The organism is Neisseria sp. P0006.S004, assembly GCF_051963015.1.
GTDB lineage: Bacteria > Pseudomonadota > Gammaproteobacteria > Burkholderiales > Neisseriaceae > Neisseria.
On the sequence record NZ_JBQCUS010000002.1, the window covers coordinates 96141 to 121144 of the forward strand.

A 25004-nucleotide genomic window follows, 5' to 3' on the forward strand; every position below is an offset into this window, starting at 1 on the left:
AAAGGGATTTTTAGATGGTCAAGCCGATAGATTGGTTTGGTCGGCCTGGCGGTATCCGCTGTCATCAGTTGGATTTTTCCCGTAAAATACAGTCTTGAATGTATTTGAACACCTCTTTTCAGACGGCCTGACCGTCTTATTAAATTTGCAAAAACAATGATTAAAAAAATATTCTCATGGTTCGAGTCCCGCATCGACCCTTATCCAGAAGCCGCTCCGAAAACGCCAGAAAAAGGGTTGTGGCGGTTTATTTGGAGCAACATTGAAGGCGTGCGTAAATGGATCGCCGTGTTGGCCGTGTTTACGGTCGGCGTCGGCATCATGGAAGCCTTGATGTTCCAATTTATGGGCAAGGTGGTTGACTGGCTCGGCGCGTATACACCGCAAACGCTTTTTGTTGAAAAAGGCCACGCATTAATCGGCATGATGGCTATGGTGGCATTTTTTGCCGTTTGGACCTTTTTCGCGTCCAGTGTACGCCTGCAAACCCTGCAAGGCGTGTTCCCCATGCGCCTGCGCTGGAATTTCCACCGCCTGATGCTGGGTCAAAGCTTGGGCTTTTATCAGGACGAATTTGCAGGACGCGTGTCCGCCAAAGTCATGCAGACCGCGCTGGCGCTGCGCGATGTCGTGATGACCGTCGCCGATATGGTTGTGTATGTGCTGGTGTACTTCATCACTTCCGGCGTGATTCTGTCCTCATTCGATGCTTGGCTTATCGTGCCGTTTATTTGCTGGATGATTGGATTCGCGATGATTATGCGCTTTCTGATTCCCAAACTCGGCAAAACCGCTGCGCGTCAGGCCGATGCGCGCTCGCTGATGACTGGCCGCATTACCGACGCCTACTCCAATATCGCCACCGTCAAACTTTTCTCCCACGGCGCACGCGAGGCCGCCTATGCCAAGCAATCGATGGAAGAATTTATGGTAACCGTCCATGCCCAAATGCGTTTGGCAACGCTGCTGCACACCTGCAGCTTTATCGTCAACAGCTCGCTGACCGTCGGCACAACCGCCTTGGGTATTTGGCTTTGGTATCACGGCCAAGTCGGCGTAGGCGCGGTAGCCACCGCCACGGCCATGGCATTGCGTGTGAACGGTTTGTCGCAATACATCATGTGGGAGTCTGCCCGATTGTTTGAAAACATCGGTACCGTCAACGATGGCATGGCGACCCTGTCCAAACCCCACACCATCCTCGATAAACCGCAAGCCCTGCCGCTTAAAGTTACCCGAGGCGAAATCAAGTTTGATCACGTCGATTTCTCCTACGAAGCAGGCAAACCGCTCCTTAACGGCTTTAATCTGAACATCAAACCCGGCGAAAAAGTCGGCTTGATCGGCCGCAGCGGCGCGGGTAAATCCACCATCGTCAACCTGCTCCTGCGTTTTTACGAACCGCAAAGCGGCACGATTTCGATCGACGGCCAAAACGTGGACAGCGTTACCCAAGAAAGTCTGCGCGCCCAAATCGGTTTGGTAACGCAAGATACTTCCCTGCTGCACCGCTCCGTCCGTGACAACATTATCTACGGCCGTCCCGATGCGACCGAAGCCGAAATGATTTCTGCCGCCGAACGCGCCGAGGCCACCGGTTTTATTCCTAACTTAAGCGATGCCAAAGGCCGACGCGGCTATGACGCACACGTTGGCGAACGCGGCGTGAAACTTTCCGGCGGCCAACGCCAACGTATCGCCATCGCCCGCGTTATGCTCAAAGACGCACCGATTCTGTTGCTTGACGAAGCCACCAGCGCGCTCGACTCCGAAGTCGAAGCTGCCATCCAAGAAAGCCTCGACAAAATGATGGAAGGCAAAACCGTGATTGCCATCGCCCACCGCCTCTCCACCATCGCCGCGATGGACCGCCTCATCGTCTTGGACAAAGGCCGCATCATCGAAGAAGGCAGCCACACCGAGTTGCTCGCGAAACAAGGCTTGTATGCTAAACTTTGGGCGCACCAAAGCGGCGGCTTCTTGAGTGAGCATGTCGAGTGGGAAAACAATTAAACGCTTTGAAAGAAGATAAAAGGCCGTCTGAAAACATTTTCAGACGGCCTTTATTAATGAAGCAAAGGGTAGGTGGGATAACCGCCTTTTTTCAGTTGAAACCTTATTTTACAGCCCCAGCGACCAAGCATTTTGGTGTTCGGACAAGTCTTCCAGGCGGTTTTCGTAATGGGCGAAGATTTCTTCGATAATCTCGTCTTCGTCATCGATGACGTGGATCAAGTTCAAATCCTCTTCCAAAATCAGGTTTCTGCCCAGCAACTGCTCGCGTATCCAGTCCAACAGCCCTGCCCAAAATGCTTTGCCTACTAAGATAATCGGGCGGTCGGGCGTCTTGCCGGTTTGCACCAAAGTCAGGCTTTCAAACAATTCGTCCAGCGTGCCGAAACCGCCGGGCATGACGACATACGCCACGGCGTGTTTGACGAACATGACTTTGCGCGGGAAGAAGTGTTGGAATTTAATCGACAAATCCTGATACGGATTGGCTTTTTGCTCGTGCGGCAACACGATATTCAACCCCACCGCCGGACTTGCGCCTGCAAACGCGCCTTTGTTGGCTGCTTCCATAATGCCCGGCCCGCCGCCGGAAATGACGGAAAATCCGGCATCCGACAGTTTGCGCGCCAAGCGTAATGTGAACGCGTAGTCGGGATGGTTTTCAGGCGTGCGCGCGCTGCCGTAAATGCTGACGGCCGGCTGAATGGCGCGCAATTCTTCGCCGGCTTCGACAAATTCGGAAATAATCTTCAATACATGATACGACTCGCGCGCCTGAATATCGCGGCGTGTTTCGTCGGGAAGCATGGGTTTGGGCAGTTTTTTGAGCAGGCTCACGGCTTTTCCTTCGTGTTTTTATGTGCCGTATTGTAACCTGAAAGGGGCAGGCCGTCTGAAAGTTGGGTTTCGGCGGCAAGTGTGCCTGCCACATTTTAAAAAGCCCGTTACAATATCTGCTTTTATTCAACTGCTCCGCCATGCTCGATATTATCCACCGCGACAGCCGCACCATCGCCGTCAACAAACCTGCCGGAATGCTGGTGCACCGAAGCTGGTTAGACAAACACGAAACCCGTTTTGCCGTGCAGACCCTGCGCGACCAAATCGGGCAGCACGTCTATCCCGTCCACCGCCTCGACCGCCCGACTTCCGGCGTCTTGCTGTTTGCACTCGATACGGAAGCCGCGCGGTTATTGACGCAGCAGTTTGAAAACAAAACCATCGAAAAAACCTATTGGGCGATTGTTCGCGGTCATCTGCCTTCAGACGGCCTGATTGATTACGCCCTCAAATATATGCCCGACAAAATTGCCGAAGCGCAGACCGAAGCCACATTGCAGGAAGCGCAAACCGCCTACCGCTGTCTGGCACAAACCGAGTTGCCGTTCCAATCCGCCCTGCGTTATCCGACCTCGCGTTATTCGTGGGCCGAACTCACGCCGCACACCGGCCGCAAGCACCAACTCCGCCGCCATATGAAACACATTTTCCACCCCATCGTCGGCGACACCAACTACGGCGATTTGCGCCAAAACCATGCCGTTGCCGAACATATCGGCACGCAACGCCTGATGTTGCACGCGCAGAGCCTCAGTTTTCAAAGCATAGAAGACGGCAGCCGGATGACCGTACAAGCGCCGATAGACAACGACTGGCGGCTTTGGATGGAAAAATTTAAAACCGAGGCCGTCTGAAAATCCAAACCGCACATTTTCAGACGGCCCGGTCATGGAAAAAAACAGGCAAATCCCTTACAATACGCCCCTAAAATTTTGAAAGAACACAAGAATCATGGAAGCCGAAGTAATCAACCAGCTTAACAACACCCTAAACGACTTGGAGAAGCGCAGCGAAGACATCCGCGTCTATATGGACTACCAAGGCAAAAAAGACCGCCTTGAAGAAGTCATCGGCCTCTCCGAAGACCCGGAACTCTGGAACGACCCCAAACGCGCCCAAGAAATCGGCAAAGAGCGCAAAATCCTCGAAGGCATCGTGGTAACCCTCGACAACATCGCTACAGGCATCGAAGACAACCGCATGCTGATCGAAATGGCCGTCGAAGAAAACGACGAAGAAGGTTTCGCCGCCGTACAGGAAGACGTGGCCGGTTTGGAAAAACAAATGGCCGATCTCGAATTCAAACGAATGTTCAACCAGCCAGCCGACCCGAACAACTGCTTTATCGACATCACCGCAGGCGCGGGCGGTACGGAAGCGGAAGACTGGGCGGGTATGCTGTTCCGCATGTACAGCCGCTACGCCGAGCGCAAAGGCTTCAAAATCGAAATCCTTGAAGAAGACGACGGCGAAATCGCAGGCATTAACCGCGCCACCATCCGCGTGGAAGGCGAATACGCCTACGGCTTGCTGCGTACCGAAACCGGCGTTCACCGCTTGGTGCGATACTCGCCGTTTGACTCGAATAACAAACGCCATACGTCTTTTTCATCCGTGTTCGTGTACCCCGAAATCGACGATTCCATCGAAATCGAAATCAACCCCGCCGATTTGCGTATCGACACCTATCGCGCATCAGGCGCAGGCGGTCAGCACATCAACAAAACCGACTCCGCCGTGCGTATTACCCACGAGCCGACAGGGATTGTGGTGCAATGTCAAAACGACCGTTCGCAACACGCCAACAAAGCGGCCGCGATGGAAATGTTGAAATCCAAACTGTACGAATTGGAAATGCGCAAACGCAACGAAGAGAAACAGGCATTGGAAGAAGGCAAATCCGATGTGGGTTGGGGCAGCCAAATCCGCTCATACGTTTTGGATTCCTCACGCATCAAAGACTTGCGTACAGGCTACGAAGTCGGCAACACCAAAGCCGTATTGGACGGCGATTTGGACGGCTTCATCGAAGCCAGCCTGAAACAAGGTGTGTAAACCGTAAGAGATAAACAGGCCGTCTGAAAGATTTCAGACGGCATTTTTCAGTTTGAAAGAAACATTATTTTGCAAATATTAAAACATGTTTTGCAAATGCAAAGATTGGCGGTAATATATAGTTTCTATAAAAATGATTGGTAGGTGCAATAGGCCGTCTGAAGCCTGATCCTGTCCGATATATTAGGAGAACTTATTAAATGTCCGGTCAAAAGCTGTCTTCTGCCGAGAAAACTTTCTTCGGCCATCCTTTGCAATTATCCACCCTATTCCATATTGAGCTGTGGGAGCGTTTTTCCTTCTACGGTATGCAGGGCATCCTGCTGATTTATCTGTATTACACCGCGAGTCAAGGCGGTTTGGGTATGGATAAAGCCTTGGCCGGCGGTATCGTTGGCGCGTACGGCGGCAGCGTTTACCTGTCCACCATTCTCGGTGCGTGGTTGGCCGACCGCATTTGGGGTGCGGAGCGTACCCTGTTTATCGCCGGCATCGTCGTGATGACCGGCCATATTTTATTGGCGATTGTGCCGGGTTTGATGGGATTGCTGCTGGGCTTGGTGTTTATCGCGCTGGGCAGCGGCGGCGTGAAATCGTCTGCCGGTTCGATGGTCGGTTCTTTGTATGAACGGGAAGACCTGCGCGAATTGCGCGATGCCGGTTTCTCTATTTTCTATATTTCCATCAATATCGGCGGCTTCTTAGGCCCGTTGTTGACCGGTATTTTGCAAGACAGGATGGGTTTCCATTACGGTTTCGGCGCAGCGGCCGTCGGCATGGCATTCGGCCTGTTGTGGTATTCGCGCGGCCGTAAAAACCTGCCGCATACGCCGGTTCCCAATCCGTTGCGTCCTGAAAAGGTGCAGACCGCCATGGCTGTCGGCGTATTGCTGGTTTTGGTGTTGGGCAGCGTGATTGCTTCCGGCGCGCTCACCCTTGAAAACTTCTCCCGCTGGCTCTTGGGCGTGGTTATCGTTACCGTCGTCGCTTATTTTGCGCGCCTGTTGGGCAGCAGCCACGTTGAAGCGGCCAATAAACGCTATATTGTGGCCTATATTCCGCTGTTTTTGACCATTTGTATGTTCTGGGCGGTTTGGTTTCAGGTGTACACCGTTGCAACGGTTTATTTTGACGAAACGGTGGACCGTACTTTCTTCGGCTTTACCGTGCCTGTTTCATGGAAAGATTCGATACAGGCCATGTGGGTGGTCCTCTTTTCCGGCGTGATGGCGGCGGTGTGGACGAAAATGGGCAAACGCCAACCTAAAACGCCGTTGAAGTTTGCACTGGCCATGTTGGTAACCGGCGTCTCTTATTTGAGTTTTATTCCGTATATTTCATCCGGAACCCCGATGCCGATTATCGTGTTTATGCTGGTGTTGCTGGCGATTACGATAGGCGAGTTGATGCTGTCGCCGATTTCGTTGTCGTTTTCCACCAAAATCGCACCGAGCATGTTTAAAACACAAATGGTTGCGTTGAATTTCTTAGCATTGTCCATCGGCTTTACCTTGGGCGGAGTGTTGTTTAAAGACTACTACAATGCTCAGTTGCCATTGGATTTCTACTGGATGCTGGCCACTATCGGCGCAGTAACCTGCGGTATCCTGCTGGTACTCGCCCCGGTATTGAACCGTATGCTCAAAGGTGTCGATTGATTTTTCTATTTAAAATAATGTGATGTACACAGGCCGTCTGAAAATAATCAGTTTTCAGACGGCCTGATGCTTTTATTGAGGTTTGGGAAAGGACGGTTTTCCAGATTTTTGAAGTAAATCGGACAGGCGGAAAATCCGAATTAAATGATACATGATTAAAACGAAATTAAAATTTGGAAATATTAAATAAGAATAAGAATTGTTCTCATAACTTTATTGAATTTATTAGGGTTTTTTTGCTGATTTGCTGATATTTACCTTTAAATGGCTTTTGAAATTCGATAAAATGGTAATCTATTTTTAAGATTTGTCTGTCAACCAGTTAGGTACGACCATGTTGGCCAGTTACTTTCCCGTCCTCGTATTCATCCTCGTCGGCCTTGCGGCCGGCGTACTGTTTATTCTGCTCGGCACAATTTTAGGCCCGAAACGTCACTATGCCGAAAAAGACGCGGCTTACGAATGCGGTTTTGAAGCCTTTGAAAACGCAAGGATGAAGTTCGACGTGCGCTATTACCTCGTCGCCATCCTCTTCATCCTGTTTGATTTGGAGGTCGCGTTCATGTTGCCGTGGGCTGTCGTGTTCAAAGATTTGGGCGCATACGGCTTCTGGTCTATGCTGGTGTTTATCGTCGTTTTGACGGTAGGCTTTATTTACGAATGGAAAAAAGGTGCGCTGGAATGGGAATAGAAGGCGTTTTGAAAAAAGGTTTCATCACCACCAGCGCGGATACGGTGTTGAACTATATGCGTACCGGTTCATTGTGGCCGGTTACTTTCGGCTTGGCCTGCTGCGCCGTGGAAATGATGCATGCGGGTATGGCGCGTTATGACCTTGACCGTTTCGGTATCATTTTCCGTCCGTCCCCACGTCAGGCCGACCTGATGATTGTGGCGGGTACGCTCACCAACAAAATGGCGCCCGCGCTGCGCCGCGTGTATGACCAGCTCGCCGAGCCGCGCTGGGTATTGTCTATGGGCTCGTGTGCCAACGGCGGCGGCTATTATCACTATTCTTATTCCGTTGTGCGCGGTGCCGACCGCGTCGTGCCGGTAGACGTTTATGTGCCGGGTTGTCCACCGACTGCGGAAGCCCTGATTTACGGCCTGATTCAGCTCCAACAAAAAATCAAGCGCACTTCCACCATCGCGCGTGACGAGTAAGGAGAGGACGATATGGCAAGCATTCAAAACTTATACGAGACCGTCATCGGCGTGCTTGGCGATCAGGCAAGCAAAGTCATTTCAGCTTTGGGCGAGATTACCGTCGAGTGTCTGCCCGAACACTATATTTCAGTCATGACCGCATTGCGCGACCATGAAGAGCTGCATTTCGAGCTTCTGGTTGACTTGTGCGGTGTCGATTACAGCACTTACAAAAACGAAGTATGGCAGGGCAAACGCTTTGCCGTCGTCAGCCAGCTGCTTTCCGTTAAAAACAATCAACGCATCCGCGTACGCGTCTGGGTTTCAGACGACGACTTCCCAGTAGTCGAATCCGTAGTCGATATTTACAACAGCGCGGATTGGTACGAACGCGAAGCCTTCGATATGTACGGCATCATGTTCAACAACCACCCGGACTTGCGCCGCATCCTGACCGATTACGGCTTTGTCGGACATCCGTTCCGCAAAGACTTCCCGATTTCCGGCTATGTGGAAATGCGTTACGACGAAGAGCAAAAACGCGTGATTTACCAACCTGTTACCATTGAGCCGCGCGAGATCACGCCGCGTATCGTCCGTGAGGAGAACTACGGTGGCCAATAAATTAAGAAACTACACCATCAACTTCGGCCCGCAACACCCTGCGGCGCACGGCGTATTGCGTATGATTTTGGAGTTGGAGGGCGAAACCATCGTCCGTGCCGACCCGCACATCGGCCTTCTGCACCGCGGTACTGAAAAACTGGCTGAAACCAAAACCTATCTGCAAGCCCTGCCCTATATGGACCGTTTGGACTACGTTTCCATGATGGTCAACGAGCAGGCGTATTGCTTGGCGGTAGAAAAACTTGCCGGTATCGATGTACCTATCCGCGCCCAATACATCCGCGTGATGTTCGCCGAAGTAACACGCATCCTCAATCACTTGATGGGCATCGGTTCGCACGCCTTCGATATTGGCGCGATGACCGCCATTCTTTACGCCTTCCGCGATCGTGAAGAGCTGATGGACTTGTACGAAGCCGTGTCCGGCGCACGTATGCACGCAGCCTATTTCCGTCCCGGCGGCGTTTACCGTGACCTGCCCGACTTCATGCCCAAATACGAGAGCAGCAAATTCCGCAATGCCAAAGTATTGAAGCAGCTCAATGAATCCCGTGAAGGCACCATGCTCGACTTTATCGACGCCTTCTGCGAACGTTTCCCGAAAAACATCGACACACTCGAAACCCTCCTGACCGACAACCGTATTTGGAAACAGCGTACCGTCGGCATCGGCGTTGTCACTCCTGAGCGCGCCATGCAAAAAGGCTTTACCGGCGTGATGTTGCGCGGTTCCGGCGTGGAATGGGACGTGCGTAAGACACAGCCTTACGAAGTGTACGACAAAATGGATTTCGACATCCCCGTCGGCGTCAACGGCGACTGCTACGACCGCTACCTCTGCCGTATGGAAGAAATGCGTCAATCCGTACGCATCATCAAACAATGTTCCGAGTGGTTGCGTGTCAATCCGGGTCCAGTCATTACCACAAACCACAAATTTGCTCCGCCCAAACGTACCGAAATGAAAACAGGTATGGAAGACCTGATTCACCATTTCAAACTCTTTACCGAGGGTATGCACGTTCCCGAGGGTGAGACCTACACCGCTGTCGAACATCCGAAAGGCGAGTTCGGCGTTTACATCATTTCAGACGGCGCAAACAAACCCTACCGCCTGAAAATCCGCGCACCCGGCTTCGCCCACCTGCAAGGCATGGATGAAATGGCAAAAGGCCACATGCTGGCCGACGTCGTTGCCATCATCGGTACGCAGGACATCGTATTCGGGGAGGTTGACCGATAATGTTATCCGCAGAATCCTTAAAACAAATTGATATTGAGTTGGCAAAATATCCTGCCGACCAACGCCGCTCCGCCATTATGGGCGCATTGCGTATTGCCCAAACCGAAAAAGGCTGGCTTGCTCCCGAGACCATCGCTTTTGTCGCAGACTATATCGGCATCTCGCCTGCACAAGCCTACGAAGTCGCTACTTTCTACAATATGTACGACCTTGAGCCTGTCGGTAAATATAAATTGACCGTTTGTACCAACCTGCCCTGCGCCCTGCGCGGCGGTATGGCTACCGGCGAATACCTCAAACAAAAACTCGGTATCGGCTACGGCGAAACCACGCCCGACGGCAAATTTACCCTTGTCGAAGGCGAATGCATGGGTGCATGTGGTGACGCTCCGGTCATGCTGGTCAACAACCACAGCATGTGCAGCTTTATGACCGAAGAAGCGATTGACAAGAAACTTGCCGAACTGAAATAAAAGGCCGTCTGAAACTTTTCGATAAGGAAGGCTTTAAATTATGAGAAAAGTTATTTTAGCTATTTCATTATTTGTTGCTACAACCAATTATGCGTTTGCAGATTTTACAGATAGTGAAGCCAACGAAATTATTTCTCAATTTTATAAGCAGTATGTTTTTGGTAACGAAGAATTAGGTGTCGATGCGCAACGTTTCGGGACATCTCGCTTTTTGAAAAAATTAGAACGTGCTTATAGTGCTGAATATGATTGTGAAGATGCTCCTTGTTATGGCACTTGGGAACTACGGACAGAAGCGCAAGATGGTGACGGCACGAGTATTTTATCTAATATCCAGCCTATTATTAAAAATAAAGGTTGGTACCGTGTGAGTTATCGAGACATGGGGCACAAAGGCGTTACTGATGTAAAAGTTGTAGAAAAAAATGGCATTATCAAATTGGATGATTATAAGCGTGTACGCTAAATAAATTTTCCGGTTACCTGAAAATAAAAAAGAAACCCTAAAAGTTAAGTTAGGCAAAACCAAAAATGGCTATTTACCAATCAGGCGTGATTTTTGACCAAGTGGATACCGCCAATCCCGATTGCTGGACATTGGACGAATACGTCAAACGCGGCGGTTACAGCGCGCTGCGTAGAATCCTGTCCGAAAACATCTCGCAAACCGACGTGATTGACGAAGTCAAAACCTCCGGCTTGCGCGGGCGCGGCGGTGCGGGCTTTCCGACCGGCTTGAAATGGAGCTTTATGCCCCGTTCTTTCCCCGGCGAAAAATACGTCGTCTGCAACACCGACGAAGGCGAACCGGGTACGTTTAAAGACCGCGACATCATCATGTTCAACCCTCATGCCCTGATTGAAGGCATGATTATCGCTGGTTACGCGATGGGCGCGAAAGCGGGTTACAACTACATTCACGGCGAAATTTTCGAAGGTTATCAACGTTTTGAAGCTGCACTAGCCCAAGCACGCGCCGCAGGTTTTTTGGGTAAAAATATTTTAGGTTCGGACTTCGAATTCGAACTCTTCGCCCACCACGGCTACGGCGCATATATTTGCGGCGAAGAAACCGCATTGCTCGAGTCGTTGGAAGGCAAAAAAGGCCAGCCGCGCTTTAAGCCGCCATTCCCTGCTTCGTTCGGCCTGTACGGCAAACCGACTACCATCAACAATACCGAAACGTTCTCCTCCATCCCCTTCATTATCCGCGACGGCGGACAGGTATTTGCCGATAAAGGTATTCCGAATGCAGGCGGTACCAAATTGTTCTGTATTTCCGGCCATGTCGAGCGTCCGGGCAACTATGAAGTGCCATTGGGTACGCCGTTTGCCGAAGTCCTGAAAATGGCGGGCGGTATGCGCGGCGGTAAAAAACTTAAAGCCGTTATTCCCGGCGGTTCGTCCGCGCCCGTGTTGCCTGCCGATATCATGATGCAGACCAATATGGACTATGACTCGATTTCCAAAGCAGGCTCGATGTTGGGTTCCGGCGCGATTATCGTCATGGACGAAGACGTGTGCATGGTGAAAGCCCTTGAGCGCCTGAGCTACTTCTACTACGACGAGTCTTGCGGCCAATGTACGCCTTGCCGAGAAGGTACAGGCTGGCTCTACCGCATCGTCCACCGCATCGTAGAAGGTAAAGGCCGCATGGAAGACTTGGATCTGCTGGATTCTGTCGGTAATCAAATGGCAGGCCGCACTATCTGCGCCCTTGCCGATGCCGCCGTCTTCCCAGTCCGCAGCTTTACTAAGCATTTCCGTGATGAGTTTGTGCATTACATCGAACACGGCGGACCGATGAAACCGAATAAGTGGTGCTAAGTTTTCAGACGGCCTCTAAAAGAATTATTTATTAAATACCCGTAACTAGGAACGAACCATGTTACAAATCGAAATCGACGGCAAACAGGTATCTGTGGAGCAGGGCGCGACGGTAATTGAAGCCGCGCACAAGCTCGGTACTTATATCCCGCATTTCTGTTACCACAAAAAACTTTCCATCGCCGCCAACTGCCGTATGTGTTTGGTGGATGTGGAAAAAGCCCCCAAACCCCTGCCCGCCTGTGCCACGCCGGTTACAGACGGCATGATTGTGCGTACGCATTCGGCAAAAGCCCGAGAGGCGCAAGAAGGCGTGATGGAGTTCCTGCTCATCAACCATCCGCTTGATTGTCCGACCTGCGACCAAGGCGGCGAATGCCAGTTGCAGGATTTGGCGATGGGCTACGGCAAAACCACCAGCCGTTATACCGAAGAAAAACGTTCCGTCGTCGGCAAAGACATGGGTCCTTTGGTTTCCGCCGAGGAAATGAGCCGTTGTATCCACTGTACCCGTTGCGTTCGTTTCACTGAAGAAATCGCCGGCGTGCAAGAAATCGCCATGGCCAACCGCGGCGAACATTCCGAGATCATGCCTTTTATCGGTAAAGCAGTGGAAACCGAATTGTCAGGCAACGTCATCGATTTGTGTCCTGTCGGCGCATTGACCAGCAAACCGTTCCGCTTCAACGCGCGTACTTGGGAGCTAAACCGCCGTAAATCCGTTTCTGCCCATGATGCTTTGGGTAGCAACCTGATTGTACAAACCAAAGACCATACCGTCCGCCGCGTGTTGCCGTTGGAAAACGAAGCCATCAACGAATGCTGGCTGTCCGACCGCGACCGTTTCGCCTACGAAGGCCTGTATCACGAAAGCCGTCTGAAAAACCCGAAAATCAAACAGGGTGGCGAGTGGATGGACGTGGATTGGAAAACCGCGTTGGAATATGTCCGCAGCGCGATTGAATGTATCGCCAAAGACGGCAACCAAAACCAAGTCGGTGTTTGGGCCAACCCGATGAATACGGTTGAAGAGCTGTATCTGGCCAAAAAACTCGCCGACGGCTTGGGTGTTAAAAACTTTGCCACCCGTTTGTGCCAACAAGACAAACGTCTTTCAGACGGCCTTAAGGGTGCGCAATGGTTGGGACAAAGCATTGAATCTTTGGCTGACAACGATGCCGTATTGGTAGTCGGCGCGAATTTGCGCAAAGAACAGCCGCTCCTGACCGCCCGCCTGCGCCGCGCCGCCAAAGACCGTATGGCCTTGAGCGTATTGGCCAGCAGTAAAGAAGAATTGTTTATGCCGCTTCTGTCTCAAGAAGCCGTACATCCCGACGAGTGGGCAGGCCGTCTGAAAAACCTGTCTGCCAATGCGGAACACGCCGTTACCGCCAGCCTGAAAAACGCTGAAAAAGCAGCGGTGATTTTGGGCGCGGAAGTGCAAAACCATCCTGATTACGCCGCGATTTACGCCGCCGCGCAAGAGCTGGCAGACGCGACCGGTGCAGTGTTGGGCATTTTGCCGCAAGCCGCCAACAGCGTTGGTGCGGATGTCTTGAATGTAAACTCCGGCGAGAGCGTTGTCGAAATGGTAAACGCGCCGAAACAGGCAGTCTTGCTGCTCAACGTCGAGCCTGAAATCGATACGGCGGACGGCGCAAAAGCCGTGGCCGCGTTGAAACAGGCGAAAAGCGTGATGGCGTTTACACCGTTTGTCAGCGAAACGCTGCTGGACGTGTGCGACGTATTGTTGCCGATTGCGCCGTTTACCGAAACATCAGGCAGCTTCATCAATATGGAAGGCCGTCTGCAATCTTTCCACGGCGTGGTACAAGGCTTCGGTGATTCGCGTCCGATGTGGAAAGTGTTGCGCGTATTGGGCAACCTGTTTGACCTGAAAGGTTTTGAATACCACGATACCGCTGCGATTCTGAAAGATGCGCTGGATGCAGAAAGTCTGCCGTCCAAACTGGACAACCGCAGCACATGGACAGGGGAGGGCGTTCAGACGGCCTCAGACCGTCTCGTCCGTGTCGGCGGCGTCGGTATTTATCACACTGATTCTATCGTACGCCGTTCCGCACCGTTGCAAGAAACCAGCCATGCCGCCGTGCCTGCCGCGCGTGTAAATCCAAACACATTGGCACGCTTGAGCCTGCAAGACGGACAAACTGCTATCGCCAAACAAAACGGCGCAAGTGTATCGGTTGCAGTCAAAGCCGATGCCGGTTTGCCTGAAAACGTGGTGCATCTGCCGCTGCATACCGAAAATGCCGCGCTGGGTGCGTTGATGGACACTATTGAACTGGCGGGAGCTTGATCATGCAAGAATGGTTCCAAAACCTCTTTGCCGCAACGCTCGGTCTGGGCGATTTGGGTATCACCGTAGGCTTGGTGGTATCCGTCATCGTCAAAATCGTGATTATCCTGATTCCGCTGATTCTGACCGTTGCCTACCTGACGTATTTCGAACGTAAAGTCATTGGATTTATGCAGCTTCGTGTCGGCCCGAACGTAACCGGCCCGTGGGGTCTGATCCAGCCGTTTGCCGACGTGTTCAAACTCTTGTTTAAAGAGGTAACCCGTCCGAAGCTGTCAAACAAAGCCCTGTTCTACATCGGCCCGATTATGTCACTCGCCCCATCTTTCGCGGCGTGGGCAGTGATTCCGTTCAACGAAGAATGGGTGCTGACCAACATCAATATCGGCCTTTTGTACATCCTGATGATTACCTCGCTGTCGGTTTACGGCGTGATCATCGCAGGCTGGGCTTCCAATTCCAAATATTCGTTCTTGGGCGCAATGCGTGCTTCCGCGCAAAGCATTTCCTACGAGATTGCCATGAGTGCCGCGCTGGTGTGCGTTGTGATGGTATCGGGCAGCATGAACTTCTCCGACATCGTTGCCGCACAAGCCAAAGGTATTGCCGGCGGTTCGGTATTCTCTTGGAACTGGTTGCCGCTCTTCCCCATCTTCATCGTCTATCTGATTTCCGCCGTTGCCGAAACCAACCGCGCGCCGTTTGACGTGGCAGAGGGTGAATCTGAAATCGTTGCCGGTCACCACGTTGAATACTCCGGCTTCGCATTCGCGCTGTTCTTCCTTGCTGAATACATTTTCATGATTCTGATTGCCGCGCTGACATCGCTGATGTTTCTCGGCGGCTGGCTGTCTCCGTTCCCTCAAAGCTGGGGCTTTATCGGTACGCCTTCCGCATTCTGGATGTTCGTGAAAATGGCGGCGGTGCTGTACTGGTATCTGTGGATCCGTGCAACTTTCCCACGCTACCGTTACGACCAAATCATGCGTTTGGGCTGGAAAGTGCTGATTCCGATCGGCTTCGCCTACATCGTGATTTTGGGCGTGTGGATGATTTCACCGCTGAATTTGTGGAAATAAGTTTCAGACGGCATCTTGAGGCCGTCTGAACAAAGCGATTTTGAATACCTAACGAAATCCCTGTTTTGAGGGAACATAATATGGCTAACTTAGTAAAAACCTTTCTGCTTGGCGAATTGGTAAAAGGCTTGGGCGTAACGCTCAAAAACTTTTTTGCCCGCAAAGACACAATTTATTTCCCCGAAGAGAAAACGCCGCAATCCGTGCGTTTCCGCGGCTTGCACGCGCAACGCCGTTATCCGAACGGCGAAGAGCGCTGTATTGCGTGCAAATTGTGTGAGGCGGTGTGTCCGGCAATGGCGATTAACATCGAATCGGAAGAACGCGAAGACGGCACGCGCCGCACCAAGCGTTACGACATCGACCTGACCAAGTGCATCTTCTGCGGTTTCTGCGAAGAGGCCTGCCCGACCGATGCGATTGTAGAAACCCATATTTTTGAATACCACGGCGAGAAAAAAGGCGACTTGCACATGACCAAACCGATTCTTTTGGCCATTGGCGACAAATACGAACCCGAAATCGCCAAACGCAAAGCCGCTGACGCGCCGTATCGTTAAGGAGCAGACGAATGACTTTTTCCGCGATTCTGTTCTATATCCTTGCCGCCATCGTTTTGTACGGTGCGGTTCGTACCGTTACTGCTAAAAACCCCGTGCATGCCGCTTTGCATCTGGTGCTGACCTTCTGCGTAAGCGCGATGATTTGGATGCTGATGCAGGCCGAATTCTTGGGTGTGACGCTGGTGGTGGTTTACGTCGGCGCCGTGATGGTGTTGTTCCTGTTCGTCGTGATGATGCTGAATATCGACATCGAAGCCATGCGCGCCGGTTTCTGGCGTCATGCGCCTGTTGCCGGTGTGGTCGGCACATTGTTGGCGGTTGCCCTGATCCTGATTTTGGTCAATCCGAAAACCGACTTGGCCGCATTTGGTCTGATGAAAGACATTCCCGCCGATTACAACAATATCCGCGATTTGGGCAGCCGTATTTATACCGACTACCTGTTGCCGTTTGAGTTGGCGGCGGTATTGCTGCTGTTGGGTATGGTAGCCGCGATTGCGCTGGTTCACCGCAAAACTTTCAATCCGAAACGTATGGACCCTGCAGACCAAGTTAAAGTACGCGCCGACCAAGGCCGTATGCGTCTGGTGAAAATGGAAGCGGTCAAACCGCAAGTCGAATCTGCCGAAGAAAGCGAAGTTTCAGACGGCCTCAAGCCGGAAGGGGAGGGCAAAGCATGATTACCTTGACGCATTATTTGGTATTGGGTGCGCTCCTGTTCGGTATCAGCGCAATGGGTATCTTTATGAACCGCAAAAACGTGCTGGTATTGCTGATGTCTATCGAGCTGATGCTCTTGGCGGTGAACTTCAACTTTATCGCTTTCTCCCAATATTTGGGCGATACTGCCGGACAGATTTTCGTATTCTTCGTACTGACCGTTGCCGCTGCCGAATCCGCCATCGGTTTGGCGATTATGGTATTGGTGTACCGTAACAGAAAAACAATCAACGTTGCCGATTTGGATGAGTTGAAAGGGTAATCATGAACGACATGACTTTATATTTGGTAATTGCCCTTGTGCCTTTGGCAGGCTCGCTGATTGCGGGTTTGTTCGGTAACAAAATCGGACGTGCCGGTGCGCATACGGTTACGATACTCGGTGTGGCGGTGTCTGCCGTGCTGTCAGCTTATGTGCTGTGGGGATTCCTCAATGGCAGCCGTACCAAGTTTGACGAGAACGTTTATACCTGGTTGACAATGGGTGGCTTGGATTTCTCCGTCGGCTTCTTGGTCGATACGATGACGGCGATGATGATGGTCGTAGTAACCGGCGTGTCGTTGATGGTACATATCTACACCATCGGCTATATGCACGATGAAAAAGTCGGCTACCAACGCTTCTTCAGCTATATTTCTTTGTTTACTTTCAGCATGTTGATGCTGATTATGAGCAACAACTTCATCCAGCTCTTCTTCGGCTGGGAGGCTGTGGGCTTGGTGTCGTATCTCTTGATCGGTTTCTATTTCAAACGTCCAAGCGCAACATTTGCCAACCTGAAAGCCTTTTTGATTAACCGTGTCGGCGACTTCGGCTTTTTGCTCGGTATCGGCTTGGTGCTTGCCTATTTCGGCGGTAGCCTGCGTTATCAGGACGTATTCGCCTATCTGCCCAACGTACAAAATTCCACCATCCAGCTTTTCCCCGGCGTGGAATGGTCGTTGATTACCGTAACCTGCCTGCTCCTGTTTGTGGGCGCGATGGGTAAATCGGCGCAATTCCCGCTGCACGTCTGGCTGCCTGATTCGATGGAAGGCCCGACACCGATTTCTGCATTGATTCACGCCGCAACCATGGTTACCGCCGGTCTGTTCATGGTATCGCGTATGTCGCCGATTTATGAGATGAGCAGCACTGCGCTGTCAGTAATCATGGTGATTGGTGCGATTACCGCCCTGTTTATGGGCTTCTTAGGCGTGATTCAAAACGACATCAAACGTGTGGTTGCGTATTCCACCCTGTCGCAACTGGGCTATATGACTGTGGCTCTGGGTGCGTCTGCCTATTCCGTGGCGATGTTCCATGTGATGACCCACGCTTTCTTTAAAGCCTTGTTGTTCTTGGCCGCAGGTAGCGCGATTATCGGTATGCACCACGACCAAGACATGCGCCACATGGGCAACCTGAAAAAATACATGCCGATTACTTGGCTGACCATGCTGATCGGTAACTTGTCGCTGATCGGTACGCCGTTCTTCTCCGGCTTCTATTCCAAAGATTCGATTATCGAAGCGGCGAAATACAGCACCCTGCCGGGCAGTGGCTTTGCCTATTTTGCCGTCCTCGCCAGCGTGTTTGTTACCGCGTTTTACGCATTCCGCCAATACTTTATGGTGTTCCACGGCGAAGAGAAATGGCGCAGCCTGCCTGAACATCATGATAATCATCATGGCGAAGAGCATCACGGCTTGGGCAAAAACGACAATCCGCACGAAAGCCCGCTGGTCGTTACCCTGCCTTTGATTTTGCTTGCCATTCCGTCCGTCATCATCGGCTATGTTGCCATCGAGCCTATGCTTTACGGCGATTTTTTCAAAGACGTGATTTTCGTTAATACCGATGCGCATCCGACCATGCACATCATGAAGGAAGAGTTCCACGGCGCATTGGCAATGGTGTCGCACAGCCTGCATTCGCCTGTACTTTACCTTGCTATCGCAGGCGTGTTGAGCGCATGGCTCTTGTACGTCAAACTGCCGCACCTGCCTGCGAGAATTGCACAGGCGTTCCGTCCGGTTTACGTTTTGTTTGAAAACAAATACTACCTCGACGCCCTGTATTTCAACGTTTTCGCCAAAGGCACGCGCGCATTGGGTACCTTCTTCTGGAAAGTCGGCGATACTGCCATTATCGACAACGGTATTGTCAACGGCTCTGCCAAACTGGTCGGCACGATTGCCGCGCAAGTGCGTAAAGCCCAAACCGGCTTTATCTACACCTATGCCGCCGCTATGGTATTCGGCGTATTGGTACTGCTCGGCATGACCTTCTGGGGATTGTTCCGATAAAAGCGGGATTTCAGACGGCCTGTTCATCGCTGGTGTAGAGGTCGTCTGAAAAAGGAAACTTGAGAAAGAGGGCAGTGTTTGAGGTCATCTGAAAAGAAGGTTTCAGGCGGCAATAGATTAGAGTTTCAGACTGCATCTGACATTTCAGATAATCAGGCTGTCTGAAAAATAGAAGGGCAGATAATATGGATAAACGACTGTTTGACGGTACGGTTCGTTTTGAGCATGTAACCGGTGTCGGCACGATGCAGGTAGATTTCCAACCCAATCAGCGTGTTTATACGATGATTGGCGAGAATGGTGTGGGTAAGACTAAATTTTTGGAATGTTTGTTTACAGTTTTGCTCTTTACCAATTCATCTGCATTGGAAAAAGGTCATTACATTAATGTAAATAAATTACCTTTTAAAAAAGTGGAAAGTCTAATTTTCACTCAAAAATTTGATGAAAATGAAACTTGTCAGATCGGGCGTGAAGGAAGGACGTTTTTTTCAGGCTATACCCACGATTTGCCAATTGTTTATTTGGCTGCGCAGAATCGTGGTGGCATTAAATATACGCATTCTGCTATACCAGAATTGGAGAAGCATGAAAAGCGAATGGAAAAATATTTAGATGGGCTCTTTTATATTTTCTGGTATGACCATACTGAAGAAAATTTCAAAAATCTGAATATGAATACGAATGTTAAAGAGTGGGTTATTCAACGTGCCAACTCTGCTAACCAATTCCAAGCAAAAGAGGATAATCGTCAGATAGAGTTAGAAGTATTGGTTTCGTTATTGAACAAAATAGATAGTCGAATCGATGAAAAATTCTTAGAAAAGTCTGGTTACGAAGTATTTATCAAAGTCGAAGGTGAAAGACGGGAGCTTTCAGATTTATCTAGTGGATTTACATCTATTGTGAAGATTATTCAATCTATTATTGCGGGTTATAGCTATTTTACTAATGAAGAACAAATCGCAGAGGTTAAGGGGGTGGTTCTAATTGACGAAATAGAAAGCCATTTGCATAACGAATGGCAGATCAAAATTGTACCGCTGCTGAAAAAATTGTTTCCGAACACAACGTTTTTTATTACCACGCATTCGTCTTTAGTCATCAGTCAGTTGGAGCAGGGAGAAGCCTACCGTTTGGTACGTAGCAAGGAGGACGGTGTGGTCTATGGCGAGATGATTGACTATCCAAGTAATGCTTCTTTTGTGGATTTGCTCAACGAAGCATTCGGCGTAGATTTGAATAAGAAGAAGATAGAACGCGCCCAAGAACGTAATCAAGAACAGGCAAAAAAAGCCTTATTAAAATTGGTACGTCAGGAATTGGGCGGATTAGGGGATAAATAATGACGGTTTATCTTTTAGATACTAATTACTTGGTTTATTTGGCGGATGATGACAGTGATGAAGAAAAGCGGAAAGCCGTATTGAGCGATATGGCGGAAAAGTTGCAACAGGATGACAATCGTTTTGTGATTACCCCGCTTATCCGTTATGAAGTTTTGCGCGGTGTGGATTGGGGAAAATCTGAAAAATTGTCTCGATTGACCGATGTTTTGACACAGTTTGAATCTTTGGACATTACACAGAATGTTTCTGATTTGGCAAGTAATCTGTACCGCTTTGATAAGTTTGAAGCCGAACGTGATAATACGCCGAAGAATTTAGAAAAACGTAAATTCGATATGTTTCATTATGCGACTGCCAGTGTGAATAATTTAGAAATCTTATCCCACGATACCGATGTTAATAAGATTAAAGATTTACATGAAAGAATGAGGCTAAAAGATTCGGCAGAATTAGCTTGAGACAAATAGCAAAAGCCTGAACAAACCTTTTTCAGACGGCCTCTTAAAACGCTGTCTGAAAGACCAACCCATACAACTATATTTTTTATTTTAACCACAGGTTAACCACTATGTTTTCCAACTACCTACTCAGCTTGGCAATATGGATACCCATCGCCGCAGGTGTGCTGGTTTTGGCGACCGGTAAGGACAGCCGTGCGCCGCTGGCGCGTATGCTTGCCTTCATGGGTGCGCTTGCCGGTTTCTTGGTAACGCTGCCCCTGTTTACCGGTTTCGACCGTTTGAGCGGCGGCTATCAGTTTACCGAGTTCCACGAGTGGATTCCGCTGCTGAAAATCAACTACGCATTGGGCGTGGACGGTATTTCAGTGCTCTTTATTATCTTGAATGCGTTTATTACGCTGTTGGTGGTATTGGCCGGTTGGGAAGTCATTCAGAAACGTCCGGCGCAGTATATGGCGGCATTCCTGATGATGTCGGGTTTGATTAATGGCGCGTTTGCCGCGCAGGATGCGATTCTGTTTTATGTGTTCTTCGAGGGTATGCTGATTCCGCTGTACCTGATTATCGGTGTATGGGGCGGTCCGCGCCGCGTCTATGCGTCGGTCAAGCTGTTCCTCTATACGCTGATGGGTTCACTCTTGATGCTAGTTGCCATGGTTTACCTGTACTATCAAACAGGCAGCTTCTCTATTGTCGATTTCCAAAACATCAAACAGATTCCGTTGGGCGTACAACAGCTTTTGTTTGTGGCGTTCTTCCTGTCATTCGCCGTAAAAGTGCCGATGTTCCCCGTGCACACTTGGTTGCCGGATGCCCACGTTGAAGCGCCGACCGGCGGTTCGATGGTGTTGGCGGCAATTACGCTGAAACTGGGTGCGTATGGTTTCTTGCGCTTCATCCTGCCGATTATGCCGGATGCGGCTCGCTATTTTGCCCCCGTGATCATCGTGTTGAGCCTGATTGCCGTGATTTACATCGGTATGGTAGCTTTGGTGCAAACCGATATGAAAAAACTGGTGGCGTACTCTTCCATCAGCCATATGGGTTTTGTTACTTTGGGTATGTTCCTGTTTGTGAACGGCCAATTGAATGATTGGGCATTGAAAGGTGCAATCATTCAAATGATTTCCCACGGTTTTGTGTCTGCCGCGATGTTTATGTGTATCGGCGTGATGTACGACCGCCTGCATACCCGCAATATTGCCGATTATGGCGGCGTGGTCAATGTGATGCCTAAGTTTGCGGCGTTTATGATGTTGTTCGGTATGGCTAATGCCGGTCTGCCTGCGACTTCAGGCTTCGTGGGCGAGTTTATGGTGATTATGGGCGCGGTTAAAGTGAATTTCTGGGTAGGCGCGTTGGCTGCCATGACCCTGATTTACGGTGCGTCTTATACCCTGTGGATGTATAAACGCGTTATTTTTGGTGCGATCCACAATCCGCACGTTGCCGAAATGAAAGACATCAATTGCCGCGAATTTGCGATTTTGGCGATTTTGGCGATTGCTGTTTTGGGCATGGGTCTGTATCCGCAAGCGTTTATCGAAGTGGTACATCAAGCGGCAAACGATTTGATTGCCCATGTGGCACAAAGCAAGATTTGAGGTGTGTAAATGAACTGGTCTGATTTGAATTTAATGCCCGCCATGCCCGAAATCGTGCTGCTTGCGCTATTGGGTGTCGTATTGCTGGTAGACTTGTGGATTTGCGATAAAAACCGCTATCTGACCCATCTGATGAGTTTGGGAACGGTCATTATCGTGGCCGTCACCCAATTGGCGGTATGGGAGCAGGGCAGTGTCGATGCCTTTCACGGTATGTATATTGCAGACGGCATGTCCCGTTTGGCAAAACTGGTGCTGTATGCACTGACGTTCGGTCTGTTTATTTACAGTAAACCGTACAATCAAGACCGCCAAATTTTTAAAGGCGAGTTTTATACCCTGTCGCTGTTTGCTCTGTTGGGTATGAGCGTCATGGTCAGCTCGGCACATTTCCTGACTGCGTATATTGGTTTGGAATTGTTGTCTTTGTCGCTGTACGCCATGATTGCCCTGCGCCGCGATTCCGGCCGCTCTGCCGAGGCCGCGCTGAAATACTTCGTATTGGGCGCGTTGGCCTCCGGCTTGCTACTCTATGGTATTTCCATGGTTTACGGCGCTACCGGTTCCCTCGATTTTGCTTCCGTCTTGGCTTCTGCTTTCAATGAACAGGCCAATGAATGGTTGTTGAAATTGGGTATGGTGTTTATTGTCGTCGCCATTGCATTTAAATTGGGTGCGGTTCCATTCCATATGTGGGTACCCGATGTGTACGATGGCGCGCCGACCTCTGTTACCGCCTTTGTGGGTACGGCTCCGAAAATTGCCGCCGTTGTCTTTGCGTTCCGTATCCTTGTTACCGGTATGGGTACCATACATTCAGACTGGGCGCCGATGTTGGCCATCCTTGCCGTTGCATCTTTGGTGGTCGGTAACCTTGCCGCCATCATGCAAACCAATATCAAACGTATGCTTGCCTATTCCACCGTATCGCACATGGGCTTTATCTTGTTGGCGTTTATGGCAGGCGCAGTCGGCTTTACCGCAGGTTTGTATTACGCCATTACCTATGCTTTGATGGCGGCAGTCAGCTTCGGCGTTTTGATGGTATTGTCCACCAAAGACATTGAATGTGAAAACATCAAAGACCTCGCAGGCCTTAACCAACGCCATGCATGGTTTGCCTTCCTGATGTTGCTGTCTATGTTCTCCATGGCGGGTATTCCACCGCTGATGGGTTTTTACGCCAAATTCGGAGTGATTATGGCACTCTTGAAACAAGGCCATGTTTGGTTGTCCGTATTTGCCGTCATCATGTCGCTGATTGGCGCGTTCTACTACCTGCGCGTGGTCAAAGTCATCTACTTCGATGCGCCTGATCATGACCAGCCGGTCGGCAGTAACTATGCCGCTAAATTTGTTCTGACGGTCAATGCCTTCTTGCTGCTCCTGTGGGGTATCATGCCGCAAACCGTTATCGACTGGTGTGCCAAAGCATTGGAAAATACCCTGTAAGCTTTAAACAAAACCGACGGCGGCTGTTCCAAAGTCGCCGTTTTTGTTAGGATTCTCATTCGGATGAAATATACCCAAGTTCAGACGGTCTCGAGCCTTTGAACAATCATCAAGCAGGTATCATCAAGATATTGAATATTCCACGGATAATGATGGGTAAGAATGCCCATTTAACATGTTAAAATCACACACAGGCCGTCTGAAAACAGAAAGACCACCATGACTGCATCCATGTACATTCTTTTGCTGTTGGCACTTATCTTTGCCAACGCACCATTTATTACCACCAAATTCTTCGGCATCATCGCCCTGAAACGCAAACATATCGGCCATCACTTGATCGAATTGCTGGCAGGTTTCCTTCTTACCGCGATCCTTGCCTATATCCTCGAATCGCGCGCTGGTGCCGTACATGCTCAAGATTGGGAGTTTTACGCGACCGTTGTCTGCCTCTACCTGATTTTTGCCTTCCCATGCTTCGTATGGCGTTACTTTTGGAATGAGCGAAATAGAGAGTAGGATTTGAATTAGGAAAAGGCCGTCTGAAAGATTTTCAGACGGCCTTTATTTTGTTTGATGTTAAATATCGGTTAGAAAACAAGGCTGTTGGGGCGTAAAGCCTTGTCGTGGGGGCGGTTTAACGGTACTATTCTCGGTTAATCCTGTTTTATTCCTATGAAATTGAAAGTATAAGATGATTAATGATATTCAAAAGACAGCTGAAGGCAAAATGCAGCGTTCTCTGGAAGTGTTGAAAGAAAACTTGGCTAAAGTGCGTACCGGCCGTGCGCATACCGGCCTGCTTGACCAAGTGGAAGTGGAATACTGGGGCAGCATGGTGCCTGTGAGCCAAGTAGCAAACGTAACGCTTTTGGATGCGCGTACGATTGGTGTGAAACCGTTCGAGAGTAATATGGCTTCAAAAGTTGAGAAAGCGATCCGTGATTCCAACTTGGGCCTGAACCCTGCTTCTGTTGGCGATTTGATCCGTGTCCCTATGCCTATGTTGACTGAGGAACGCCGTAAAGATTTGATCAAAGTGGTACGCGGTGAGGCGGAAGAGGGTCGTGTGTCTATCCGTAATGTGCGTCGTGATGCAAACGACCACATCAAAAAATTGTTGAAAGACAAAGAGATTTCTGAAGATGAAGCACGCCGTGGCGAGGAAGCGGTTCAGAAGTTGACCGACAAATATATTGCTGAAGCAGACAAGCTCTTGGCTGCCAAAGAAGAAGATTTGATGGCGATTTAATCCTGTGTGCAAATCGTTCAGACGGCCTTTGGA

At 50.2% G+C, this 25004-nt stretch carries 24 protein-coding genes; 23 read left to right on the forward strand and 1 reads right to left on the reverse strand.

Going from position 1 to position 25004, the window contains the following annotated elements:
* Positions 1–156: 156 nt before the first annotated feature.
* On the forward strand, positions 157–2013 hold the full coding sequence (locus tag ACTHR2_RS03450) for an ABC transporter ATP-binding protein (RefSeq protein WP_263339646.1): 1857 nt from the start codon (positions 157–159) through the stop codon (positions 2011–2013).
* A gap of 108 nt (positions 2014–2121) precedes the next feature.
* On the opposite strand, the gene ACTHR2_RS03455 is transcribed toward ACTHR2_RS03450, so the two are convergent.
* Entirely contained in the window at positions 2122–2850 is a 729-nt protein-coding gene (locus ACTHR2_RS03455; RefSeq protein WP_263339649.1) for a TIGR00730 family Rossman fold protein, read from the reverse strand.
* Between the two features lie 140 nt (positions 2851–2990).
* Between ACTHR2_RS03455 and truC the strand changes: the two genes are divergently transcribed.
* From truC to frr, 22 genes are all read left to right on the forward strand, one after another.
* Entirely contained in the window at positions 2991–3707 is a 717-nt protein-coding gene (gene truC / locus ACTHR2_RS03460; RefSeq protein WP_263339652.1) for a tRNA pseudouridine(65) synthase TruC, read from the forward strand.
* 97 nt (positions 3708–3804) lie between these two features.
* Entirely contained in the window at positions 3805–4908 is a 1104-nt protein-coding gene (gene prfB / locus ACTHR2_RS03465; protein WP_049328751.1) for a peptide chain release factor 2, read from the forward strand.
* Between the two features lie 200 nt (positions 4909–5108).
* On the forward strand, positions 5109–6566 hold the full coding sequence (locus ACTHR2_RS03470) for an oligopeptide:H+ symporter (protein ID WP_263339657.1): 1458 nt from the start codon (positions 5109–5111) through the stop codon (positions 6564–6566).
* Between the two features lie 334 nt (positions 6567–6900).
* Positions 6901–7257 (forward strand): NADH-quinone oxidoreductase subunit A, encoded by a 357-nt coding sequence (locus tag ACTHR2_RS03475; protein WP_003686600.1) that lies wholly within the window; start codon positions 6901–6903, stop codon positions 7255–7257.
* On the forward strand, positions 7248–7730 hold the full coding sequence (locus ACTHR2_RS03480; protein ID WP_002215610.1) for a NuoB/complex I 20 kDa subunit family protein: 483 nt from the start codon (positions 7248–7250) through the stop codon (positions 7728–7730). Before ACTHR2_RS03475 ends, ACTHR2_RS03480 begins: the two co-directional genes overlap by 10 nt.
* Before the next feature lie 12 nt (positions 7731–7742).
* Positions 7743–8336, forward strand: a complete 594-nt coding sequence (locus tag ACTHR2_RS03485; RefSeq protein WP_002258030.1) for an NADH-quinone oxidoreductase subunit C — start codon at positions 7743–7745, stop codon at positions 8334–8336.
* Complete coding sequence (gene nuoD / locus ACTHR2_RS03490) at positions 8326–9582, forward strand: NADH dehydrogenase (quinone) subunit D (RefSeq protein ID WP_049332998.1); 1257 nt, start codon at positions 8326–8328, stop codon at positions 9580–9582. Before ACTHR2_RS03485 ends, nuoD begins: the two co-directional genes overlap by 11 nt.
* Entirely contained in the window at positions 9582–10055 is a 474-nt protein-coding gene (gene nuoE, locus ACTHR2_RS03495) for an NADH-quinone oxidoreductase subunit NuoE (protein WP_049332996.1), read from the forward strand. The genes nuoD and nuoE overlap by 1 nt, the downstream gene beginning before the upstream one ends.
* 40 nt (positions 10056–10095) lie before the next feature.
* Positions 10096–10521: a hypothetical protein gene (locus ACTHR2_RS03500; RefSeq protein ID WP_070826729.1), complete on the forward strand. Its 426-nt coding sequence runs from the start codon at positions 10096–10098 to the stop codon at positions 10519–10521.
* 65 nt (positions 10522–10586) lie between these two features.
* Complete coding sequence (nuoF, locus tag ACTHR2_RS03505; protein ID WP_263339669.1) at positions 10587–11882, forward strand: NADH-quinone oxidoreductase subunit NuoF; 1296 nt, start codon at positions 10587–10589, stop codon at positions 11880–11882.
* Between the two features lie 58 nt (positions 11883–11940).
* Positions 11941–14202: an NADH-quinone oxidoreductase subunit NuoG gene (gene nuoG, locus ACTHR2_RS03510; RefSeq protein WP_263339671.1), complete on the forward strand. Its 2262-nt coding sequence runs from the start codon at positions 11941–11943 to the stop codon at positions 14200–14202.
* 2 nt (positions 14203–14204) lie between these two features.
* Entirely contained in the window at positions 14205–15281 is a 1077-nt protein-coding gene (gene nuoH, locus ACTHR2_RS03515) for an NADH-quinone oxidoreductase subunit NuoH (RefSeq protein WP_002216340.1), read from the forward strand.
* Between the two features lie 80 nt (positions 15282–15361).
* Entirely contained in the window at positions 15362–15841 is a 480-nt protein-coding gene (gene nuoI / locus ACTHR2_RS03520; RefSeq protein WP_070837200.1) for an NADH-quinone oxidoreductase subunit NuoI, read from the forward strand.
* Between the two features lie 11 nt (positions 15842–15852).
* Positions 15853–16524, forward strand: a complete 672-nt coding sequence (locus ACTHR2_RS03525; RefSeq protein ID WP_003747879.1) for an NADH-quinone oxidoreductase subunit J — start codon at positions 15853–15855, stop codon at positions 16522–16524.
* A complete protein-coding gene (gene nuoK / locus ACTHR2_RS03530) occupies positions 16521–16826 on the forward strand; it encodes an NADH-quinone oxidoreductase subunit NuoK (protein WP_003747881.1) in 306 nt (101 codons plus the stop codon). The genes ACTHR2_RS03525 and nuoK overlap by 4 nt, the downstream gene beginning before the upstream one ends.
* A 2-nt stretch (positions 16827–16828) precedes the next feature.
* Complete coding sequence (gene nuoL / locus ACTHR2_RS03535; protein ID WP_263339680.1) at positions 16829–18853, forward strand: NADH-quinone oxidoreductase subunit L; 2025 nt, start codon at positions 16829–16831, stop codon at positions 18851–18853.
* A 185-nt stretch (positions 18854–19038) separates the two neighbouring features.
* Complete coding sequence (locus ACTHR2_RS03540; protein ID WP_263339682.1) at positions 19039–20199, forward strand: AAA family ATPase; 1161 nt, start codon at positions 19039–19041, stop codon at positions 20197–20199.
* Positions 20199–20660, forward strand: coding sequence for a type II toxin-antitoxin system VapC family toxin (locus ACTHR2_RS03545; protein WP_263339687.1), 462 nt, complete (start codon positions 20199–20201; stop codon positions 20658–20660). Before ACTHR2_RS03540 ends, ACTHR2_RS03545 begins: the two co-directional genes overlap by 1 nt.
* Before the next feature lie 110 nt (positions 20661–20770).
* A complete protein-coding gene (locus tag ACTHR2_RS03550; RefSeq protein ID WP_263339690.1) occupies positions 20771–22267 on the forward strand; it encodes an NADH-quinone oxidoreductase subunit M in 1497 nt (498 codons plus the stop codon).
* A 9-nt stretch (positions 22268–22276) separates the two neighbouring features.
* Positions 22277–23719 carry an NADH-quinone oxidoreductase subunit NuoN gene (gene nuoN, locus ACTHR2_RS03555; protein ID WP_263339693.1) on the forward strand — a complete coding sequence of 481 codons (1443 nt, stop codon included), beginning with the start codon at positions 22277–22279 and terminating at the stop codon, positions 23717–23719.
* Between the two features lie 219 nt (positions 23720–23938).
* The gene (locus ACTHR2_RS03560; protein WP_003686671.1) at positions 23939–24238 is read left to right on the forward strand and encodes a DUF2818 family protein; all 300 of its coding nucleotides are present in this window, start codon (positions 23939–23941) and stop codon (positions 24236–24238) included.
* A gap of 175 nt (positions 24239–24413) precedes the next feature.
* On the forward strand, positions 24414–24971 hold the full coding sequence (gene frr / locus ACTHR2_RS03565; RefSeq protein ID WP_003747893.1) for a ribosome recycling factor: 558 nt from the start codon (positions 24414–24416) through the stop codon (positions 24969–24971).
* The last annotated feature ends 33 nt before the right edge of the window (positions 24972–25004 follow it).

What these genes read in the sequence shown, in the direction of transcription:
- ACTHR2_RS03450 (WP_263339646.1), top strand. Translation starts at nt 157, where the DNA reads ATGATTAAAAAAATATTCTCATGGTTCGAGTCCCGCATCGACCCTTAT.
- truC (WP_263339652.1), top strand. Translation starts at nt 2,991, where the DNA reads ATGCTCGATATTATCCACCGCGACAGCCGCACCATCGCCGTCAACAAA.
- prfB (WP_049328751.1), top strand. Translation starts at nt 3,805, where the DNA reads ATGGAAGCCGAAGTAATCAACCAGCTTAACAACACCCTAAACGACTTG.
- ACTHR2_RS03470 (WP_263339657.1), top strand. Translation starts at nt 5,109, where the DNA reads ATGTCCGGTCAAAAGCTGTCTTCTGCCGAGAAAACTTTCTTCGGCCAT.
- ACTHR2_RS03475 (WP_003686600.1), top strand. Translation starts at nt 6,901, where the DNA reads ATGTTGGCCAGTTACTTTCCCGTCCTCGTATTCATCCTCGTCGGCCTT.
- ACTHR2_RS03480 (WP_002215610.1), top strand. Translation starts at nt 7,248, where the DNA reads ATGGGAATAGAAGGCGTTTTGAAAAAAGGTTTCATCACCACCAGCGCG.
- ACTHR2_RS03485 (WP_002258030.1), top strand. Translation starts at nt 7,743, where the DNA reads ATGGCAAGCATTCAAAACTTATACGAGACCGTCATCGGCGTGCTTGGC.
- nuoE (WP_049332996.1), top strand. Translation starts at nt 9,582, where the DNA reads ATGTTATCCGCAGAATCCTTAAAACAAATTGATATTGAGTTGGCAAAA.
- ACTHR2_RS03500 (WP_070826729.1), top strand. Translation starts at nt 10,096, where the DNA reads ATGAGAAAAGTTATTTTAGCTATTTCATTATTTGTTGCTACAACCAAT.
- nuoF (WP_263339669.1), top strand. Translation starts at nt 10,587, where the DNA reads ATGGCTATTTACCAATCAGGCGTGATTTTTGACCAAGTGGATACCGCC.
- nuoG (WP_263339671.1), top strand. Translation starts at nt 11,941, where the DNA reads ATGTTACAAATCGAAATCGACGGCAAACAGGTATCTGTGGAGCAGGGC.
- nuoH (WP_002216340.1), top strand. Translation starts at nt 14,205, where the DNA reads ATGCAAGAATGGTTCCAAAACCTCTTTGCCGCAACGCTCGGTCTGGGC.
- nuoI (WP_070837200.1), top strand. Translation starts at nt 15,362, where the DNA reads ATGGCTAACTTAGTAAAAACCTTTCTGCTTGGCGAATTGGTAAAAGGC.
- ACTHR2_RS03525 (WP_003747879.1), top strand. Translation starts at nt 15,853, where the DNA reads ATGACTTTTTCCGCGATTCTGTTCTATATCCTTGCCGCCATCGTTTTG.
- nuoK (WP_003747881.1), top strand. Translation starts at nt 16,521, where the DNA reads ATGATTACCTTGACGCATTATTTGGTATTGGGTGCGCTCCTGTTCGGT.
- nuoL (WP_263339680.1), top strand. Translation starts at nt 16,829, where the DNA reads ATGAACGACATGACTTTATATTTGGTAATTGCCCTTGTGCCTTTGGCA.
- ACTHR2_RS03540 (WP_263339682.1), top strand. Translation starts at nt 19,039, where the DNA reads ATGGATAAACGACTGTTTGACGGTACGGTTCGTTTTGAGCATGTAACC.
- ACTHR2_RS03545 (WP_263339687.1), top strand. Translation starts at nt 20,199, where the DNA reads ATGACGGTTTATCTTTTAGATACTAATTACTTGGTTTATTTGGCGGAT.
- ACTHR2_RS03550 (WP_263339690.1), top strand. Translation starts at nt 20,771, where the DNA reads ATGTTTTCCAACTACCTACTCAGCTTGGCAATATGGATACCCATCGCC.
- nuoN (WP_263339693.1), top strand. Translation starts at nt 22,277, where the DNA reads ATGAACTGGTCTGATTTGAATTTAATGCCCGCCATGCCCGAAATCGTG.
- ACTHR2_RS03560 (WP_003686671.1), top strand. Translation starts at nt 23,939, where the DNA reads ATGACTGCATCCATGTACATTCTTTTGCTGTTGGCACTTATCTTTGCC.
- frr (WP_003747893.1), top strand. Translation starts at nt 24,414, where the DNA reads ATGATTAATGATATTCAAAAGACAGCTGAAGGCAAAATGCAGCGTTCT.